The organism is Cytobacillus sp. IB215316 (genome assembly GCF_033963865.1).
Lineage (GTDB): Bacteria > Bacillota > Bacilli > Bacillales > SM2101 > Nanhaiella > Nanhaiella sioensis.
The window spans coordinates 150,141-170,235 of sequence record NZ_JAXBMC010000005.1; the positions used below are offsets into that span (position 1 = coordinate 150,141).

Annotated in this window: 16 protein-coding genes; 8 read left to right on the plus strand and 8 right to left on the minus strand. The window is 35.4% G+C overall.

Going from position 1 to position 20,095, the window contains the following annotated elements:
- The first annotated feature begins 11 nt into the window (after window positions 1-11).
- The 6 genes from SLH48_RS10925 to addA all read left to right on the plus strand — a co-directional run bounded on the left by SLH48_RS10925 (window position 12) and on the right by addA (window position 12,894).
- A complete protein-coding gene (locus SLH48_RS10925; RefSeq protein WP_320258177.1) occupies window positions 12-1,718 on the plus strand; it encodes a peptide-binding protein in 1,707 nt (568 codons plus the stop codon).
- Between the two features lie 142 nt (window positions 1,719-1,860).
- Window positions 1,861-2,814, plus strand: coding sequence for an ABC transporter permease (locus tag SLH48_RS10930; RefSeq protein WP_214482480.1), 954 nt, complete (start codon window positions 1,861-1,863; stop codon window positions 2,812-2,814).
- Window positions 2,815-2,835: 21 nt separating this feature from the next.
- Window positions 2,836-3,741: an oligopeptide ABC transporter permease gene (gene opp4C / locus SLH48_RS10935; protein WP_320258256.1), complete on the plus strand. Its 906-nt coding sequence runs from the start codon at window positions 2,836-2,838 to the stop codon at window positions 3,739-3,741.
- A gap of 707 nt (window positions 3,742-4,448) precedes the next feature.
- On the plus strand, window positions 4,449-5,234 hold the full coding sequence (locus SLH48_RS10940; RefSeq protein WP_320258178.1) for a nucleotidyltransferase domain-containing protein: 786 nt from the start codon (window positions 4,449-4,451) through the stop codon (window positions 5,232-5,234).
- Window positions 5,235-5,621: 387 nt separating this feature from the next.
- Complete coding sequence (addB, locus tag SLH48_RS10945; RefSeq protein ID WP_320258179.1) at window positions 5,622-9,128, plus strand: helicase-exonuclease AddAB subunit AddB; 3,507 nt, start codon at window positions 5,622-5,624, stop codon at window positions 9,126-9,128.
- A complete protein-coding gene (addA, locus tag SLH48_RS10950; RefSeq protein ID WP_320258180.1) occupies window positions 9,121-12,894 on the plus strand; it encodes a helicase-exonuclease AddAB subunit AddA in 3,774 nt (1,257 codons plus the stop codon). Before addB ends, addA begins: the two co-directional genes overlap by 8 nt.
- A gap of 36 nt (window positions 12,895-12,930) precedes the next feature.
- Here addA and SLH48_RS10955 read toward each other — a convergent pair whose 3' ends face one another.
- The 7 genes from SLH48_RS10955 to SLH48_RS10985 all read right to left on the minus strand — a co-directional run bounded on the left by SLH48_RS10955 (window position 12,931) and on the right by SLH48_RS10985 (window position 15,656).
- Entirely contained in the window at window positions 12,931-13,149 is a 219-nt protein-coding gene (locus SLH48_RS10955) for a spore germination protein (protein ID WP_214482484.1), read from the minus strand.
- 135 nt (window positions 13,150-13,284) lie between these two features.
- The gene (locus SLH48_RS10960; protein ID WP_320258181.1) at window positions 13,285-13,662 is read right to left on the minus strand and encodes a spore germination protein GerPE; all 378 of its coding nucleotides are present in this window, start codon (window positions 13,660-13,662) and stop codon (window positions 13,285-13,287) included.
- A 10-nt stretch (window positions 13,663-13,672) separates the two neighbouring features.
- A complete protein-coding gene (locus SLH48_RS10965) occupies window positions 13,673-13,879 on the minus strand; it encodes a spore gernimation protein GerPD (protein WP_320208199.1) in 207 nt (68 codons plus the stop codon).
- Entirely contained in the window at window positions 13,876-14,499 is a 624-nt protein-coding gene (gene gerPC, locus SLH48_RS10970) for a spore germination protein GerPC (protein WP_320258182.1), read from the minus strand. Before gerPC ends, SLH48_RS10965 begins: the two co-directional genes overlap by 4 nt.
- A gap of 290 nt (window positions 14,500-14,789) precedes the next feature.
- Window positions 14,790-15,002: a spore germination protein GerPB gene (locus tag SLH48_RS10975; RefSeq protein WP_214482488.1), complete on the minus strand. Its 213-nt coding sequence runs from the start codon at window positions 15,000-15,002 to the stop codon at window positions 14,790-14,792.
- A gap of 168 nt (window positions 15,003-15,170) precedes the next feature.
- Window positions 15,171-15,392, minus strand: a complete 222-nt coding sequence (locus tag SLH48_RS10980; protein WP_214482489.1) for a spore germination protein — start codon at window positions 15,390-15,392, stop codon at window positions 15,171-15,173.
- Window positions 15,393-15,503: 111 nt separating this feature from the next.
- A complete protein-coding gene (locus tag SLH48_RS10985) occupies window positions 15,504-15,656 on the minus strand; it encodes an aspartyl-phosphate phosphatase Spo0E family protein (RefSeq protein WP_214482490.1) in 153 nt (50 codons plus the stop codon).
- A 377-nt stretch (window positions 15,657-16,033) separates the two neighbouring features.
- Here SLH48_RS10985 and SLH48_RS10990 point away from each other — a divergent pair, with 377 nt between their 5' ends.
- Entirely contained in the window at window positions 16,034-16,387 is a 354-nt protein-coding gene (locus SLH48_RS10990; protein ID WP_320258183.1) for a YisL family protein, read from the plus strand.
- Window positions 16,388-16,549: 162 nt separating this feature from the next.
- Here SLH48_RS10990 and SLH48_RS10995 read toward each other — a convergent pair whose 3' ends face one another.
- A complete protein-coding gene (locus SLH48_RS10995; RefSeq protein ID WP_214482492.1) occupies window positions 16,550-17,110 on the minus strand; it encodes a DUF2777 family protein in 561 nt (186 codons plus the stop codon).
- A gap of 444 nt (window positions 17,111-17,554) precedes the next feature.
- On the opposite strand from SLH48_RS10995, the gene asnB reads away from it, so the two are divergent.
- Complete coding sequence (gene asnB, locus SLH48_RS11000; RefSeq protein ID WP_320258184.1) at window positions 17,555-19,402, plus strand: asparagine synthase (glutamine-hydrolyzing); 1,848 nt, start codon at window positions 17,555-17,557, stop codon at window positions 19,400-19,402.
- Window positions 19,403-20,095 lie beyond the last annotated feature (693 nt).

The window sequence follows — 20,095 nt, forward strand, 5'->3', positions numbered from 1 at the left end:
GGAGTAAAAACGTGAAATTGAGTAAATCAAATTGGCTTTTATTAAGTCTAATGTTAGTATTTGCACTATTTTTAGCAGCGTGTGGAAATGAAGCAGATGAGCCATCTACTGCGCAAAAAGATCCAGTAACAACAAGTGATGGTGAAGGCGAAGAGGAAGAGGAAGTAGAAGAAACTGAAGAACCAGCAACAACTAATGAACCACAATCTGGTGGGACGTTAATTATGGGCTCTATAGGCGGTCCAACTTTATTTAATTCCATCTACTCTCAAGATGCTTCAAGTGGAGATATTCAAAATCTTATTTTCTCTTCACCAGTTATTGCTAACCCTAACCTTGAAGTGGAATATGATTTAGCAACAGATATTCAAAGCTCTGAAGATGGCTTAACAGTTACTGTAACACTTAGAGATGATGTAAAGTTTCATGATGGTGAGCCACTTACCGCAGATGACTTAGTATTCACATACAGTATTCCTATAAGTGATGAATATATTGGTCCGCGAGGTGGAGATTTTGAATCAATAGAAAGCATTACAAAAATCGATGAATATACTGTTGAATTTAAATTAAATGAAGTAAATGTAGGGTTTATTCCAACAACATTAAACTACCAGGTTTTACCTGAACATATATTAAAAGATGTACCGATTGCAGAATTAGGCTCACATGAGTTCAATACGAAAAATCCCATTGGTTCAGGACCTTTTATTTTTGATGAGTGGAGAGACGGAGAGTACGTGAAAGTTGTGCGGAACGATAATTACTTTTTAGGCGCGCCTTATCTTGAAGAGATCATTTACAAAATTGTTCCTGATCAAAATGCGTTACTAGCACAACTTCAAGCGGGAGATGTGGACTATTACCCTTCTGTTCCAGAAAGTGAAATTGACACGGTAAAGGGATGGGCTGATAGTGCTGGCGTTGTCATTGAAGATGGTCTTGGATTACAGTATAACTTTATTGCTTATAACCAACAAAATGAGATGTTTCAAGACAAAAGAGTTCGTCAAGCACTTACGCATGCTGTAGACCGTGAAGGTATTATTGCAGCAGTGTTGAATGGTGGCGGACAAATAGCACACGTACCAGAAAGCCCATTATCATGGGCATATAGTGATGATGTTCCAGTATTTGAGTATGACCCTGAAAAAGCGAAGCAATTATTAGCAGAAGCTGGATGGGAGGATACTGATGGTGATGGATTCTTAGATAAAGATGGTAAAAAGTTTGCATTTGAAGTTAAAACGAACCAAGGTAATAAAATTAGAGAAGATATAACAGTTATTTTAAAACAACAATTAGAAGAGATTGGTATTGAAGTAACACCAAATATTATGGAATTCAGTGCTTTTGTTACATCCATTACCGCTCCTAACTGGGATTATGATGCGCTAATATTAGGTTGGCTTCTAAACACATTCCCAGATCTAAATGAAATTTACCACTCAAGTCAAAGAGAACAAGGGATGAACTTTGTTTGGTATTCAAACCCTGAATTGGATATTTTATTAGAAGAAGCAAAATCACTAACTGATAGAGATGAATATAAGGATGCATATGCTGAAATTTACAAAATTGTTGCGGAAGACCAACCTTACACATTCTTGTATTATCCTACAAGATATCAAGCCATTCCTTCAAACTTACAAGATTATACCTTCCACTCAAGGCTTGATGTATATCATCCATATAAATGGTGGTTAAAACAGGAATAAATAATTATTTCTATTAAAAGAGGGGTGGGCTTCCCTCCCCTTTATTATTATTGAAGGCAAAGTATTATACAAATTGTAAAATTTAATAATACTTTAATGATAGATATAGCGATTATGTATGAAAAGGAGAGGGAGGTGCAACTTGTTAGCATATATCGTCCGTAGACTCTTCATGACTATTCCCTTGTTGTTAGGTATAACAATTATTTCTTTTGTCATTATCCAAATGGCTCCTGGAGACCCTACTGCCTTGTTAATAGACCCAAGTATTAGCCCGGCTGATAAAGCAAAAATGATAGAAAATTACGGTTTGAACGACCCTATTCATGTCCAATATTTAAAGTGGGTTGGAAATATGTTACAAGGAGACTTCGGAACATCTTTACTAAAAAAAGGAACTCCAGTATCTGAAATGATCATGAACAGACTACCTAATACTCTATTGTTAATGCTTGTAGCTACAGTGTTAGCGTTTTTAATATCAATCCCATTAGGTGTTTACTCAGCTACGAGGCCTTATTCAAAATTAGATTATGGAATTACTGTAACTTCTTTTTTAGGACTTGCTACTCCAAATTTCTGGTTAGGACTTATTTTGATTATGTTTTTTTCGGTAAAACTTGGCTGGTTTCCTACCGGTGGTGTTGCGAATCTCACAGGTCCGTCAGGTTTATGGGACCGCATTCATCATTTAATATTACCTGCATTCGTGTTAGCTTCAGCAGATATGGCTAGTTTAACAAGGTATACACGTTCAAGTATGATTGATGTAACGAAACAAGACTATATGAGAACTGCACGGGCAAAAGGGTTAAAGAGAGGTACGGTTATATATAAACACGGTTTACGGAACGGCTTAACACCAGTTATTACTATTTTTGGAGTTATGCTGCCGACATTTATCGGTGGATCAGTTATAGTTGAACAAGTTTTTGCTTGGCCTGGTCTTGGTCGTTTATTTTTTGAATCAGCTTTTAAAAGAGACTATCCAGTTATTATGGCATTAACTGTTTTATCTGCCGTTTTAGTTATTATTGGTAATATGATAGCAGACATATTATATGCGGTCTTTGATCCACGGATTGAGTATAAATAGGGGGGGATTATCGTGTCACAAATGAATAGTATGCCTGAACCGACTAGAGAACAGCTATTGAACCCCATTCTTAACGAAAAGCCGGATACGTATACAAAAATTTTCGCTCGAAAATTTTTGAAAAATAAACTCGCAGTATTTGGGGCAGTTGTGCTTACGATCATCATACTTGCAGCAATATTTGCACCACTTTTAACACCATATTCCCCAAATAAACAAAGCTTAATAGATAAGCTTAAACCACCGAGTAGCGAGAATCTATTAGGGACTGATAAATTTGGCAGGGATATATTTACGAGATTATTGTATGGAGGTAGAGTTTCATTACTTGTTGGCTTTTCATCAATTGCAGGGGCAATAACAATTGGAACTTTCATAGGAGCGATTGCTGGCTATTTTGGTAGACGTATTGATTCATTTCTTATGAGGTTTGTCGATATACTTCTTTCAATTCCTACGATTTTCTTATTAATTACTTTGGTTACGATCTTTCAACCAGGTGTAGATAAATTAATTCTCATATTTATTTTTACAGGGTGGATGACCACTGCACGTTTAGTAAGAGGTGAGTTTCTTTCGCTAAGAACTCGTGAATTTGTACTTTCTGCTAAAACGATTGGTGCAAAATCGTGGACTATTATCTTTTCGCATATATTACCTAACGCACTAGGGCCAATTATTGTTGTGGCAACTTTAAACATTGGCCAGGTTATATTAATCGAAGCCGCATTAAGCTACTTAGGCTTGGGGATACAACCTCCGAAGCCGAGCTGGGGTAATATGCTACAAGATGCCCAAAACTATACGATCATGTTAAAAGCATGGTGGTATCCATTATTTCCTGGGTTAATGATTCTAATAACAGTATTATGTTTTAATTTTGTAGGAGATGGATTACGAGATGCTTTCGATCCAAAAAACGAATAAATAAAAGCCAAGGTGATGTACCTGGCTTTTTTTAGTTCTATACAAAGTAATACACTTAAGCTCTGTTGCTTCAATATGATGAAATGGATGAACTATTGACAAAGAGGTGAAGAATTGACGACTAGTTTACTAGCAAATGAACATAAATAAAATAGGTTTACTAAGTGCACTGTATTTGTTGAAGGTTTTTATAGTAGTTGTGTTCTAAGAAACAAACAAAGCACGCACTTAGTACCTTTTCTTATTAAAGGCGATGACAATCGCATAAAAACACCTCTAGTTGTTCACATTAAATTCATTAACAACAAAGTTTCTGAAAGCTGTTTTCGTATTTATTATTGCTAATTAACTAACTCCCTTGATAGCTTATCATCGCTCTAAAGGGTGAAATTTGTAAAGGTGTATCTTACAGTTCTAAAGTATACTAAAGCTTGTGTTCTCATTGAATGTTGTTTTGCGTTCTACTATATAAGTACGTATTCTTTTTACGTTCTTGGCATCTTATCTACTTTTACAATTGATGAGGTGTTATAAAACTCATCTAACTACTGTCCGCCTTTAGTAAAAATAGCAACAAAGTTTACGAAAAGAGCCTTATGAAAATAACTAATTAAAAATAATCTTAATTCATGAATTGATTAATTTCTTAGAACAGTACTTATATTGTTATAACATTTATACTTCGTAAAATGAGGTGTGTTAATACCGTGCGAACTCAAATTATATCAGAACTAGAACAAATCGAGAGGGAGGAACAAGTTAAAATAATTTTTGCTTGTGAAGCAGGCAGCAGGGCGTGGGGGCTTCACTCGAATGATAGTGATTTCGATGTGAGGTTTTTTTATATTCATCATACAGACTGGTATTTGTCCATTGAACATAAGAGGGATGTCATAAGCAAGCCTGTATCCGATTTATTAGATATTAGTGGATGGGATATTCGCAAGGCATTACAGCTTTACAAAAAATCAAATCCTTCCATATTTGAGTGGTTACAATCATCAATTGTTTATGCTGAACATGACCAAGTAATGAAAGGTTTTCGGAAAATGATTTCATATGCATTTTCTGAAAAAAAATGCATGTATCATTATTTACATATGGCGAAAAGAAATTACCATAACATATTGTCCAAAGAAAGTGTCACTGCAAAACAATATCTTCAAATTATACAACCTCTTTTATGCTGTAAGTGGATCGAAATGCATCACTCACCACCACCTGTCCAATTTCAAAAGATGATGTATGCGACAATTTCAAAAGAAGGGTTAATTGAAGAAATAGCTAAATTAATTAATATGAAGCGAAAAGGTGTCATTAATAGAGGGGGTTCCAAAACGCTCGTACAATTTATTGAACAACTATTAATTACAATTGAAAGAGTTGTTCATAACCAGCCTGCTTCGAAATGTGAAGAGTATGAACCGTTTAACCAGATTTTTCTCAATGCACTTCAAGAATTTTGGAGATATGATAAAAATAACTCTTTTTAACTATGTTGTTATTTTAGTTAGGCCGTTTTCGCAATGATTGTTGCTTGTCGTTCTAAGATATAACACGGATACAACAATAGCTTCGTTGCATCTTTTCTTCTACAATATAAAGATAATTATATAAGACTTCTTTTTACTGTCGTAATTTTTGTTTAAATAACAACAAAGTTTACGAAAAGAGCCTTTAACTAAAAAGGGACAGATAACTGGTGGTTTTATACTTTTTTCATCATTATATAGTGTTGGAAAATATACAGGCATCGTGAAAGCAGCCTTGTTAAAGTGATTAATGACATGCATTGGCTAACAACCTGCTATGGTGGTTATCTTATTGTAAATAAAGTAAAATAATAAATAGTATACAAGATTACTGGGAGGGGAGATTTTATGTCTCTTCGTTTTGTTATTGGAAGAAGTGGTTCTGGAAAGACACAGACATGTATAAATGAGATTCATCAACTGTTGATTAACGATCCAATGGGAGATCCGATCATTTACTTAGTACCGGATCAAATGACGTTTCAATCGGAGTATGAATTAATTAATAGGCCAGGGATAAAAGGCATGATTCGTGCTCAAGTGTATAGTTTTTCAAGACTTGCATGGCGTGTACTTCAAGAGACGGGGGGAATTAGTAGATACCATTTATCGACTGTAGGTGTATCAATGCTGCTTAGAAAGATCATTGAGCATAGGAAGAGCGAACTGAAGGTGTTCTCAAAGGCAGCAGAAAAATCAGGCTTTATTACTCATGTTGAAGGAATGCTCACAGAGTTAAAGCGTTATTGTATAGATGCAAATGAACTTAAACAAACTCATGAACAGTTGATTCTAAAGGAAGATCAACCTAATAAACAAGTACTAGCTGACAAATTATACGATTTACAAATGATTTATCAAGATTTAGAAGCGCATCTATTAATGAAATATATTGATTCAGAAGATTATTTGAGGCTATTAGCTGAAAAAATGGCACAATCATCTTACTTACAAAATGCGCATATTTATGTGGATGGTTTTCATAACTATACACCCCAAGAGCTCGATGTCCTAGTACAAATGATGAAAACAAGTAAGCGGGTTTCTATTACATTGACTACAGATGAACAATATGACGACTACCCCCCTCACGATTTACATCTATTTAGAATGACAGGGAGGACATATCAAACCATTACTCGATTAGCAAAAGAGGCTTCCATCGACATTGAGTCACCTGTTCGCTTAGTCGAAAATATGAGACATGCTTTACAACCTTCATTACATCATTTAGAGCAATCACTTGAGTCTCGGCCTTCTATACCATTTCAACAACGTTCAAATATTACATTATATCAAGCTGTTAATCGTCGAGCAGAGGTGGAAGGCGTCGCTAGAGAAATTACTAGACTCGTAAGAGATGAGGGGTATCGTTATCGTGATATAGCGCTCTTCATTCGTAATTCAAATGATTATTATGATTTACTAGATACGGTATTCACAGATCACCACATCCCATTTTTTATTGATCAAAAACGTTCAATGCTCCATCATCCGTTGATTGAATTAATTCGCTCGAGCTTAGAGGTAGTGACAGCTAATTGGCGCTATGATGCAGTATTTCGGTGTGTAAAAACAGATTTATTATTTCCTCAGGATGCCAATATCAATGCGTTGCGTGAAGAAATGGACTATCTAGAAAACTATGTGTTAGCATACGGAATTCATGGGGATAAATGGACGAATAAGAAACGTTGGGAGTATCGCCGTTTTCAGGGACTGGATTTAGATTCATATGTGAAGACGGATGAAGATGTATTATTTGAAAATAGAGTAAATGATTTACGTAATATGATTGTACCATCGTTAAATAGCCTGCAAAAAAGACTTACCAAAGCGAAATGTGGTCGAGAGATGTGTGAAGCAATTTATACCTTTTTAGAAGAGCTTCACATTCCTGCTAAGCTTACAAAGATGAGAGATCAAGCTGAAGCTGACGGGCATTTAGTAGAGGGTAGTGAACATAGTCAGGTTTGGAAGGCTGTAATAGATTTACTTGACCAGTATGTAGAGGTATTAGGGGAAGAGGCATTACCATTACATGTATTTACGAGTATTATCGAGACTGGATTAGAAAGTATGCAGTTTGCCCTAGTGCCACCAGCGATAGACCAGGTCCTCATCGCACATTTTGATCGTTCTCGCTATATTAATATTAAAGGGTCATTTATTCTTGGGGTAAATGAAGGTGTCATCCCTTTAAAGCCTACAGATGAGGGTGTTTTATCAGAGGTTGAAAGAGGAATGCTTCATGAAATAGGAGTAGAGCTAGCCCCTGGTGGTCGGGAACAGCTCTTAGACGAGTCTTTTCAAATATATATGGCATTGTCATCTCCAAATGAATATTTGTATATCTCCTATCCTTTGGCGAATGATGAGGGGAAATCACTCATCCCTTCCAGTTTAATTAATAGAATAAAGGATTTATATCCAGAGTTAGAAGAAGAAGTGCTTGTGGGTGATACGAGTGAGCTAACAACTGCTGAAGAGCAGCTAGCTTTTGTAACTAGTCCAACAGTCACGCTACCTCATGTTGCTACTCAATTACAAGCATGGAAGAAAGGATATCCTGTAGAACCACTTTGGTGGGATGTATACAACTTTATTGTTAGTGATGCCTACTGGAAAACAAGAGGAAATAGAGTATTTCAAAGTCTTTTTTATGAGAACAAAGAACAGCCATTAAAGATTGAAACAACGAAAAAGCTCTATGGTGACACAATTAAAGCAAGCGTATCTCGAATGGAACGTTTCAAAGGTTGCCCGTTTTCGCACTTTGCCTCACACGGTTTAAAATTGAAGGAGAGGCAGTTATTTCGTTTAGAGGCACCTGATATAGGTCAATTATTTCATTCAGCGTTAAAAATGATTTCTGATAAGCTTCGAAATCAACACGTAGATTGGTCAGAGTTGTCACAAGAGCAATGTCAGCTGTTAGCTATTGAAGCTGTCGAAAAACTAGCTCCTCGATTACAAAATGAAATTTTATTGAGTTCGAATCGACATCATTATGTGAAGCGTAAATTGCAGCATGTGCTCATTCGTGCTTCGGTCGTTTTAAGTGAGCACGCAAGAGCAAGTGGATTTACACCAGTTGGCTTAGAGCTACCATTTGGAGCAGGTGAAGAATTGCCTGCTATTACGTTTCAGTTACCGAATGAAACAAAAATGGAATTAGTCGGAAGGATTGACCGTGTTGATAAAGCGGTTGGTTCACAAGGAGTATTACTTCGAATAGTTGATTATAAATCCAGTGCAAAGGAGTTAAATTTAGCTGAAGTTTATTATGGTTTAGCTCTACAAATGCTCACATATTTAGATATAGTTATTACCCATTCTACAAAGTGGATAGGACAGCAAGCGAACCCGGCTGGGGTTCTTTACTTTCATGTGCATAATCCAATGCTTCAAACAAAAGGTAAGCTAGCTGCAAATGATATTGAGAAAGAGTTATTGAAACAATTTAAAATGAAGGGCTTGCTTCTTGGGGATGAAGAGTCCATACGTTTAATGGATCAATCGTTAGAAGTTGGTCGTTCCGATATTGTAAGTGCTGGTATTAAAAAAGGTGGTGGCTTCTATGCTGGTTCATCAATAGCTTCAGCAGAGGAGTTCTCAAACTTACGTAAACATGTGAAAAACATATTTACTGATATAGGAACACATATTATGGACGGAGATGTATCAATTTCGCCTTATAAGTTAAAGGAGAAAACCCCTTGTACATTTTGTTCTTATAAACCGTTCTGCCAATTTGATGAGTCATTTAAAGAAAATCAATATCGAATATTATCAGATGAAAAAGATCATCGGATTTTAGAAAAAATTAGTAAGGAGGTTGAAGAGAATGACTAATAATCTCCCTCCAAAACCAACTGAAAGTCAATGGACAGATGAGCAGTGGCAAGCAATTGTTGCGAAAGGACAAAGTACATTGGTTGCTGCTGCGGCGGGATCTGGGAAAACAGCAGTATTAGTTGAAAGGATCATAAAAAAAATCACTTCTATTGAAGACCCGATTGATGTTGATCGATTACTCGTTGTGACATTTACAAATGCATCAGCCGCTGAGATGCGTAGTAGGATCGGTGAAGCTATTGAGCAGGCGATTAAGGAAGATCCTAGTTCACTTCACTTACGAAAACAACTAAGCTTGTTAAATCGTGCATCTATATCAACATTACACTCATTTTGTTTAGAAGTGATTCGTAAATACTATTACTTAATTGATATTGATCCAAGCTTTCGCATTGCTGATGAAGTGGAAGGCGAGCTCATAAGAGAAGAAGTTATTGAGGATATGTTTGAAGAGTATTACGGGATGGAAAACAATGACCAATTTTTTCAATTAGTCGATTGTTATTCAAATGATCGAAATGATGCTGATGTGCAAGTATTAATAAAAAAAATGTATGATTTTTCTCGGTCACACCCATCACCTAATGATTGGCTAAACTCAGTCATTAAAATGTACGAGATTACAGAAAATACCTCTATCGAAGACTTGCCATACTATAACTATTTATTAGCAGATATTAATATTCAGCTTGAAGGTGCAAGAGGTTTACTAGAACAAGCGTTAACAATTACAAAACAACCGTCAGGGCCTGCACCTAGAGCAACAAATATTGAAGATGACTTAGAGCAGCTTAATCGCATTGATCGTGCTAAGAATCGTTCGTGGAATGAACTATATGAAGAAATGCAAGGTTTATCGTTTTCTCGAGCAAAAGTTTGTCGTGGTGATCAGTTTGATGACATACTCATAGAAAAAGTGACAAAGCTTCGAAAGAAAGCTAGAGATATCATTGAAAAACTTCATGATGAATTGTTTAGACGTAAGCAAGAATTGTTATTAAATGATATTCGAGAAATGGAGCCTACGGTAAAAACGCTCGTTACTTTAGTTAAAGAATTTGCAATAAGATTTGAGAGTGTCAAACAAGGAAAAGGCCTTGTAGATTTTGCAGATTTAGAACATTATTGTTTGCAAATTTTACGGAAAACAAACAGTGCTGTCGAAGAATTCATACCATCTGAAGCTGCTCTCGACTATCGTGAGCAATTTCAAGAGGTTTTAGTGGATGAATACCAAGATACTAACATGGTCCAAGAATCAATTATTCAATTTGTTACAACGAATCAAGAACATGTCGGTAACTTGTTTATGGTAGGTGATGTGAAGCAATCCATTTATCGCTTCCGCCTTGCGGAACCGTTACTATTTTTAAGTAAATACAAACGGTTCAGTACGGTAGGGAAAGAAAGTGGTCTACGAATCGATTTAGCGAAAAATTTCCGAAGTCGTTCAGAAGTATTAAATGCAACAAATTATATATTTAAGCAATTGATGAATGAATCTGTAGGTGAAATTGATTATAACAGTGATGCAGAATTAAAGCTAGGTGCACTTGACTATCCATCAAATGATAAAATGGATACAGAATTTACGTTAATTGAGAAAGATCAAGACGATGTGGAAGGACCAACACATCTTAGCACCAAAGAAGAAGGTGTTCATTCTTTTGATCCGGTTGAGTTAGAGACAGCCCAGTTAGAAGCACGTTTTATGGCTAGTAAAATTAAGGAACTTATTAATGAGCCATTTGAAGTGTTTGATCGCAAGAAAAAAATGAACCGTCGTGTTGCATACAGAGATATCGTTATTTTACTTCGTTCAATGACATGGGCGCCTCAAATTATGGAAGAGTTTAAGCAACAAGGCATTCCAATATACGCGAATTTATCAACAGGTTATTTTGAAGCGACAGAAGTTGCAATTATGCTATCCTTGCTTAAAGTGATCGACAATCCTTTGCAAGATATTCCACTCGCGTCTGTGCTTCGTTCACCAATCGTTCAACTGAATGGGGAGGAACTAGCAAATATTCGCTTGAAAAAGAAAAAAGGTACTTATTATGAAGCATTAACAAGCTTTTTGAAGGGTGCACCTGATGAATACGAAAAAGAGTTACATGAGAAGATAAGTAATTTTTATGAAAGTCTTCAAACATGGCGCATGAAAGCGAGAAATGGGTCACTCTCTGATCTTATATGGAAAATATACAGAGAAACACAGTATTATGATTATGTAGGTGGTTTACCTGGTGGAAAACAACGTCAAGCAAATTTACGGGCATTGTACGATAGGGCAAGGCAATATGAAGCAACCTCTTTTCGAGGATTGTTCCGATTTTTACGATTTATTGATCGTATGCAAGACCGTGGAGACGATCTCGGTACGGCAAGAGCTATTGGGGAACAAGAGGATGTTGTTCGTTTAATGACCATTCACAGTAGTAAAGGTTTGGAGTTTCCAATTGTTTTTGTAAGTGGCTTGTCAAGACAATTTAATAGACAAGATTTAAACAAATCGTATTTGTTAGATAAAAATTTGGGGTTTGCTTCAAAATATATTAACCCTTCGCTTAGGATTAGCTATCCGACTCTTCCGCAATTAACATTAAAAATGAAAATGAAAATGGAACTAATTGCTGAAGAAATGAGAGTTTTATATGTCGCGTTAACACGAGCCAAGGAAAAGTTATTCTTGGTCGGCACTGTGAAACAAGCATCAAAGGTGATTAATGAATGGCAAGGTCAACTTTTAAATCACCAATGGTTACTTTCAGATTATGATAGGGTATATGCAAAATCATATTTAGATTGGCTTGGACCTACACTGATACGTCACCGACATAATGAAGCTTTACGAAATGACGAAAACATTGATAAATTGCCCGAAGAATTAACTGACTATCCTGCAAAGTTTCGGATAGAGATTAAACAATCAACTGATTTTTTAGAACAAGATTTGAACAATCCTATAGAAGATGAACAAATCTTATCAGCAATTCGTAACGGCCAATCAATAGATTTAGGAAGTTCATATCAGGACCAAATGGTTAACCGTTTAACATGGGAGTATCCAAACGTAGATGCTACAAAGTATCGATCTAAGCAGGCAGTATCAGAAATAAAGCGTATGCGTGAATCATTAGATGAGTTTAGTCATACATCTTTGTTGGCACAAAAACAGCTACCTATTGCTGAACGTCCATTATTTTTACAAGAAAAATCAATTTCTTCTGCTGAGAGAGGAACAGCGATGCATCTGTTCATGCAGCAAATCAAACTACATGAGCCTATAACGATTGAAGGATTGTCAGACCAGCTTGCTAAAATGGTTGTTCATGAGATCATTACAGAAGAGCAATCAACAGCCATTTCTATAGAACATATCCATGACTTTTTTCAAACTGAGTTGGGAGAACGTCTAGTTAATGCTACGATGGTGAAGAGAGAGTTACCATTTAGCCTTGCGTTACCAGCGAAGGAAGCTTATCCAAAATGGCAAATACAAGACGAAGAGGCTGTTCTTGTTCAAGGAATGATTGATTGTGTATTTGAAGATGATCAAGGAGTTGTATTACTAGATTATAAAACTGATACAATTACCGGTCGTTTTGCAAACGGGTTTGAAGAAGCTGAACCAATATTAACGAAGCGTTATCGTACTCAAATAGATTTATACCGACATGCACTTGAACAGATATGGCAACGAAAAATAGATGAATGCTACTTATTTTTCTTTGATGGGTCACATCTAATACGCATGTAAAATACATAGCAACTCTTCGTAGAAATTCAAGAGTTGCTATGCATTTGCTGTTTGCGGCTGATCTACTAAATCTGGATCACCAGTATTTGTAAAGCTAATTCCGTTTGTTACAATGAAGAAGTTACCTGAAACTGAAGAACCTGAACCAGTATAAGATTTTTCCTGTGTTTTCGGCGATATATAAAAGGAATCTCCAAAGTTTATCACTCCGCCAGATACAGTATTAATATTAACGGGTCCAACGATTGAAGGCATAGACTACACCCTTTATTAGAGTATCCAAATTAGTTCAACATGTTGAATGAGTAGTATATCTTCCTTATCTTATTTATGTGTGAATGTATAACTTGTCATTTCAATATTTATGTTATGCATTTCGCTTATAAATGTTCATTGATTCTCCTCATTACTTTCCAATTGTCGAATGTTCTTCACACGATCAACGGCATCAATTTCATCAATCGAACCTATTTGAACTAAAGATGAAGCGGCTATCCCGATGATTCTAATGTTACGTACGTGTATCGTTGGATTTTCGTTGTGAAAAGCAACAGAAACAGGCTCTCGGTCTGGTGGTTTAGGGATAACCTGTGAGTAAATTTCGTCTTCGAAATTACCTTCATTTGAAAAAAATAGCGGATATTCTCGTCTAACTGCAAAAATTCTAGCAAGCGGCGTGAAGGACACAGAATCACCAATATGAAATACCGAGCTTAATGACACATCAACAATTCTTATTTTGTTAACAACAGATACTCTACGCAGCATCTTGTTATCCTCAAAGTGCAGTTGAAGGTGGCGCGGTAGGAACAAATGGAACGAATGGTGCAACTGCGCCGATTATTAATGATTCTGGTGGGGTATCAAATATGGATGATAAAGTTATTGAGTGTGTGTCGCCGACTAAAAAAACTGAAGAACTAGATACACCAATCATTCTTATGTCTCCTACACATAAATTCCGGTTTGTTACAGTAAAATTCATTTATCTTCTCCTCCTATGTTTCTTGGAAAATGTTGAATGAAAGCGAGAAATGAGTTTTCAATATCTTTTTTAACATATGAAACGATCCTTTCCATACTTCTTTTTGCTTGGGTTGGATTTTGTATATCAGCAGGTGTAAGTTTATTGATGTAATAATTTATCCGGGGGTTAATTTGTTTCTTTACATCTTCAATCATGAATTGTCGATATGAGTCGTCTAGAGCAAAATCTTGTTGTTTTTCAATCCTTTTAATTAGCTCAACGCTATTCCGGTCTAAAAATGAATGTACATCGTTAAATACTTGTTGTGAAAAACCTTCAGGAAGTTGTTCGATTGGTGGGACTTGGAATTGATCTTGAGTTACTGCAAAATCTTCAATTGCATTAGAATCTTGTGGGTTTAAGCCAATATTTAATGTTCCTGAAAGAGTTTCAACCTTTAATTGATCAAATTTGTATTCAATCTTATCAATCGTCGTGTGTTTTTCGTTTTTTAGCTCTTCCACTTCATTTTGCAATTGATCTATGGTTGATTCCATTTGTTTAATCTTTTCATTTTGAGATTCCACAAATGAATGAAGTTGGCGCATATACTGGTAGAATTCATCTTGAAAATACATTCAAACCTTCCTTTCTTTAGGGTATTCACATGATTTAGTTAAACTCTGTTGCTATTTTTTTTTTGAATTTATTCAGCTTAAAGCGGCCTATGCAACTGGCATGTTTTTCTACTAAGTTTAGATGTGTATATTCTTAGTTTGAATAACAACTATTAATGCGTAAATAGCCTATTGTTAAGTACCTTTCAAATATTCGGAACGCACTAAAAATAAGGTGCATGCGCTTTGTTATTTATCATATGTGAAAAAAAAAAATAGGTGATTAGCCCATTTTGAATTTAAAAATTTTTTTATGGTCCCTGTAATGGTACAAGTTGTCCCGTGCCTGGAAAACCTGTAGGTTGTTGAGCTTCGGGAGCGGGTTCTGTATATGCACCGGTATTATACAAATTTGATAATGCATTAATACTACCAGCACTTCCTATTTGTAACACAGAAGAGTTCGAAACACCATCAACTCTTAGTTGGTGAATAATAATACTTTGGTTAATATAAAAGTTCAAAATTCCCACACCTCCTCTCTTTCATAGAACAAATTTAGTAAATGTACTTTTAAAGCTTTACAACAAGCAATCAGGTGAAGACTCAACCCCACCTGATTTGTAAATCCTTCAGATCTAAGCATCATTTTAAAAACTCGACCTTTTTGAGAATTCATTCAGATTCAATTTCTACAGATTTGCAGCTAGTGGTTGATCAATTACATCAGCATCATACGTATTAGTTACACTTTGAGTGTTGTTAATATATAAATAATCACCTGTATTAAATGAACCTGCTCCAGCAAAGGTTTTAGCTGTGCTTATAGGTGAAATTGAATAAACGTCACCTATATGAAAAACTGCACTTGACCCAATGTCAGTTACATTTACGACACCAACTATAGCAGGCATAAAAAACACCCTTTTACAATCTGTTATAGGCATAGTATGAGTGACCCTAATTTATTGTGAGGAAGAATTATAATCTTGTTTATTAAATAAAAAAACTTGGCATATGCCAAGTTAAAAGTCAGCTGAATCTAGTATTTCTTGTTCCACGTTCAATAAATCATCTAATTCCTGACTACATTTTACTGTTTCATCTGCTGTATAACCGAATGTTGCTGCAAGGTCAATCATTTGTTGTCTTTTTTCTTCAATTATGTGTTGAATCATTTATCCCACACCATCTTATTTTATTGATAGGACTTAAGTATGTGTATATTATACATGATTATACATGAAATGGAATGCGTTCGCTAAAAGAAGATTTGTTTTTACAAAATAATGCAATATTCTACATATGATGAATGAGGAAATGATGTAAAATATTTCTTTTCATAACACTTCATGTAATTTTCTTTATTCATTATTTTAGAATTTTAGTCGAAAATATGCTATGATGTTGAAGGAGTAAGCTTGTTCTAGTATACTTGAACATCGCCGTGTCAGGTAAGAGACTATACGCTACCTGATAGAAAGATTCCATCAATAACGATGGAGGTCTAAAAACTTTTACAAACTAAGATGAAAAAAGAAAGGAAGGAATTAAAATGATACATGCACATCTTACCTCTTGGGTTGTAGCTCTTATTCTATTCTTCGTTGCATTTTCTATGTACAAAAAGGGAAGTAATAAAGGGGCAAAAATTTCTCACATGAGTTTACGCCTATTCTATTTACTTATCATCGCAACTGGAGGTATGCTTTATTCAAGTGGGGCAGAAATTCCAGGACTTTACCACGTGAAGGCTACGTTAGGAATTATCGTTATAGCTGCAATGGAAATGGTGTTAGTCCGTTCTTCAAAAGAAAAATCAACAAACATTGCTTGGGTATTATTAATTATCAGTTTTATAGTTGTATTATATTTAGGGTTTACATTACCACAAGGTACTCAGTTTTAAATAGGTAGGATCTTTTCTTTTCTATGAACAGAACAGCAAAAGGAGATTTTACTCGGCTGTAATCATACTAGATTATATTTTAAGTACAATCAATTACATAATATGTAAGATATGTAATTAACAAAAAGCATCTGTATTTATAATAGATGCTTTTTTCATTTCTTATATATGTTGTGAAAGTAAACGTTTCCCACTACTGGTAGTATATTCAAAACGATCAGTTGAATGAGACCCTCTAAAGAAATGATGCTGCACGTTACATATTGTCTCCAAATTATCGAAGATGAGGAAGTTTACACCTTCAGCATTTGTATTATTCATCTCAAAAAAACTTAATACATTATGAGAATAAATACAATCATACATAGAAAAAGACAATTGGTTTAAGCAATGGATAAATCTAATAAAGCTTTCTTCATTGAGCGATTGCAATAGTTCTGAGTAGTTAAGCAGCAGCTTCTTGTTTATCCTTACTTTATCTCCATGTTGTAAGAAATATGTGAATTTGGAGAGTTCAACAACTCCAGACTCAATGATGCTTCCTTTGAGCCAACGGTCCATCAACCATATTTCGAACTCGTCTTGAACAATATCTTCAAAATTTGAAGCAACATCATCTTCATCATCAAAAAAAATCCATTCATCACCAATATATTCAATTGATCCATTTATAAATGCTCTTTGTTGTTCTTTTATTAATTGCAGTCTATGCTGTATATTCATGCAGAAAATCCTCCAACTATGTGTTAACCATACTTTTTATTATATTTGACTCCACCAATACAGATGGAGTTGTATTTTTTGATGAGCGACTATACAACAAGCGGTTGTGCATTGAGAATAAATACGTATACAACTAGGCTATCGTGGTATCTTAGTTTCTATAAAACGATGAAGATCATAGAAAGTCTATTTGTGAAAATGTCATTTTTAAAAATAAACAAGGTTTATAAACACGCCTTTGAAAAAAATTGAGTCATGTATTTCTTTATCTTGTTTAGACAACTTTCGTTCTCTTTAAACTATGAATCATTGGGTTGAATAAAAATATGTATAATGTTGTTATTTATGTAGGACGATTCATCCAATTCACGATAATTGCATACAATGATAGCATGCTTATACGAAGAATGGTTCATGTTAGTAATGAAGAGGAGCTGGTAAGAAATGTGTGGAATTACAGGTTGGATTGACTATAACAGAGACTTAAGAAACGAACATACCACCCTATCAAAAATGACAGAAACACTAAGAAAAAGAGGTCCAGATGATACGAATATTTGGACATCACTTCATGCGGGGTTTGGTCATAAAAGATTGGTTGTTGTTGATCCTGAAGGTGGTATTCAACCAATGTCTCGTTCCAATCATTCAAACACATATACTATTTGTTATAATGGAGAGCTATATAATACTGAGGATATTAGAAAACAGTTAGCTTCTTGTGGCTATACATTTAAAGGGCACTCTGACACTGAGGTGTTGCTAACTGCTTATATTGAATGGGAGGAGCGGTGTGTTGATTATTTAAATGGTATCTATGCGTTTGCTGTATGGGATGCAAAGAAAGAACAAGTATTTCTTGCTCGTGATCGTTTAGGAGTAAAGCCCTTATTTTATAGGATGGATGAGTTTAGTATATTATTTGGGTCTGAATTAAAAGCCATTTTAGCACATCCATCTGTAAAAGCAGAGCTAGGAGTCGAAGGGCTAGCAGAGATTTTTGGTCTCGGTCCGTCGCGTTCTCCCGGTCATGGTGTATTTAATAAAATTAATGAGCTACGACCTGGTCATGCGCTTGTATTTTCGAAGCAAGGCATTAAAATGTGGCGTTATTGGAATGTAAAAAGTAAACCACATACCGATTCATTAGATGAAACGACTGAAAAAGTACACTTTCTCCTCAAAGATGCTGTGACAAGGCAGCTTGTGTCAGATGTACCATTATGCACATTTTTATCTGGAGGGGTAGATTCTAGTGCAATCACTGCTTTTGCTTCATTAGCGTATGCAAAAGAGGGAAAAGGAAGCTTGCATACGTATTCAATAGACTATGAAGAGAATGATAAATACTTTCAAGCAAATGATTTCCAACCGAATTCAGATGTGCCTTGGATTGAGAAAATGTCGACTGAATTTAAAACACAACATCATCGATGCGTCATTTCTCAACAGGATTTAGTGAATTATTTAACAGAAGCAGTATATGTAAGAGATTTACCTGGAATGGCAGACATCGATTCGTCATTATTATGGTTCTGTAAACAAATTAAAGAACAATTTGTTGTTGGGTTGTCTGGAGAATGTGCAGATGAAATTTTTGGTGGTTACCCTTGGTTTCACAACACGGATATATTACAAAATGCTGGATTTCCGTGGATGCGTTCCTTAGATGCAAGGATTGAGCTATTGCAAGATTCATGGAATAAAAAGCTAAAATTAAAAGACTACGTTCAAGAAAAGTATGAACAAACTGTAAAAGAAACACCGATGCTTGAAGGTGAAAACCCACTTGAAGCGAATCGAAGACAGATGTTTTATTTAAACATGATATGGTTTATGACAACATTATTAGATCGTAAGGATCGCATGAGTATGGGAGCTAGCCTTGAAGTTCGTGTACCATTTGCAGATCATAGGCTCGTTGAATACGTTTGGAATATCCCTTGGGAAATGAAAATGTATGGCAATAGAGAGAAAGGCATCTTACGGAGATCATTAGAAGGGATTTTACCAAGTGAAGTGCTTTATAGGAAGAAGAGTCCTTATCCTAAAACGCACCACCCTCTATATAGTTCACTTGTGAAAAATTGGTTAGAAAATATATTAGAAGATAAATCATCTGTGCTTTATGAGTTTTTTAATAAAGATAAATTAAAAGAAATTGTTGACTCCGAAGGTAAAGCATTTCGAGTTCCATGGTTTGGACAATTAATGACTGGACCACAGTTACTCGCATATTTAGCTCAAATCCACGTTTGGTTTAACGAATACGGTATACAAGTAAAAGAGTAGCTAAACTGGCAATAAATAAAAAATACAGCGGTTTGATGCGTAAATAAAGTGATAGATGGATAAAAACCAGAATTGACCGATAAAATGGTGGATTTGACCCGAAAATCATAGTATTAGACCCATAAAGTGCTGGATTTGACCCGTAAAACACCGAACTTGACCCAAAAAACAGAATTTAACATGTAAACAAAGTTAGATCGATAAAGCATAGAAATTGACGCGTGAACAAAGTGTTAGACCACTAAAATACAGAATTGACCAATAAAACACTTGATTAGACCCGTATAATGCCGTATTAGACCCATAAAACACCGAATTTGACCCGAAAATTATAGTATTTGACCGGTAAAACACCGAACTTGACCCAAAAAACAGAATTTAACATGTAAACAAAGTTAGATCGATAAAGCATAGAAATTGACGCGCATGCAAAGTGTTAGACCACTAAAATACAGAATTGACCGATAAAACACTTGATTTGACCCGTATAATGCCGTATTTGACCCGTAAAACACCGAAATTGACCCGGAAATTACAGTATTTGACCCGTAATACACCGAAATTGACCCGTAAAACACCAAATTAGAGCCAAAAAAACAGAATTTAACATGTAAACAAAGTTAGATCGATAAAGCATAGAATTTGACGCGCATGCAAAGTGTTAGATCTGTGAAACATCAATATTGGCCGATA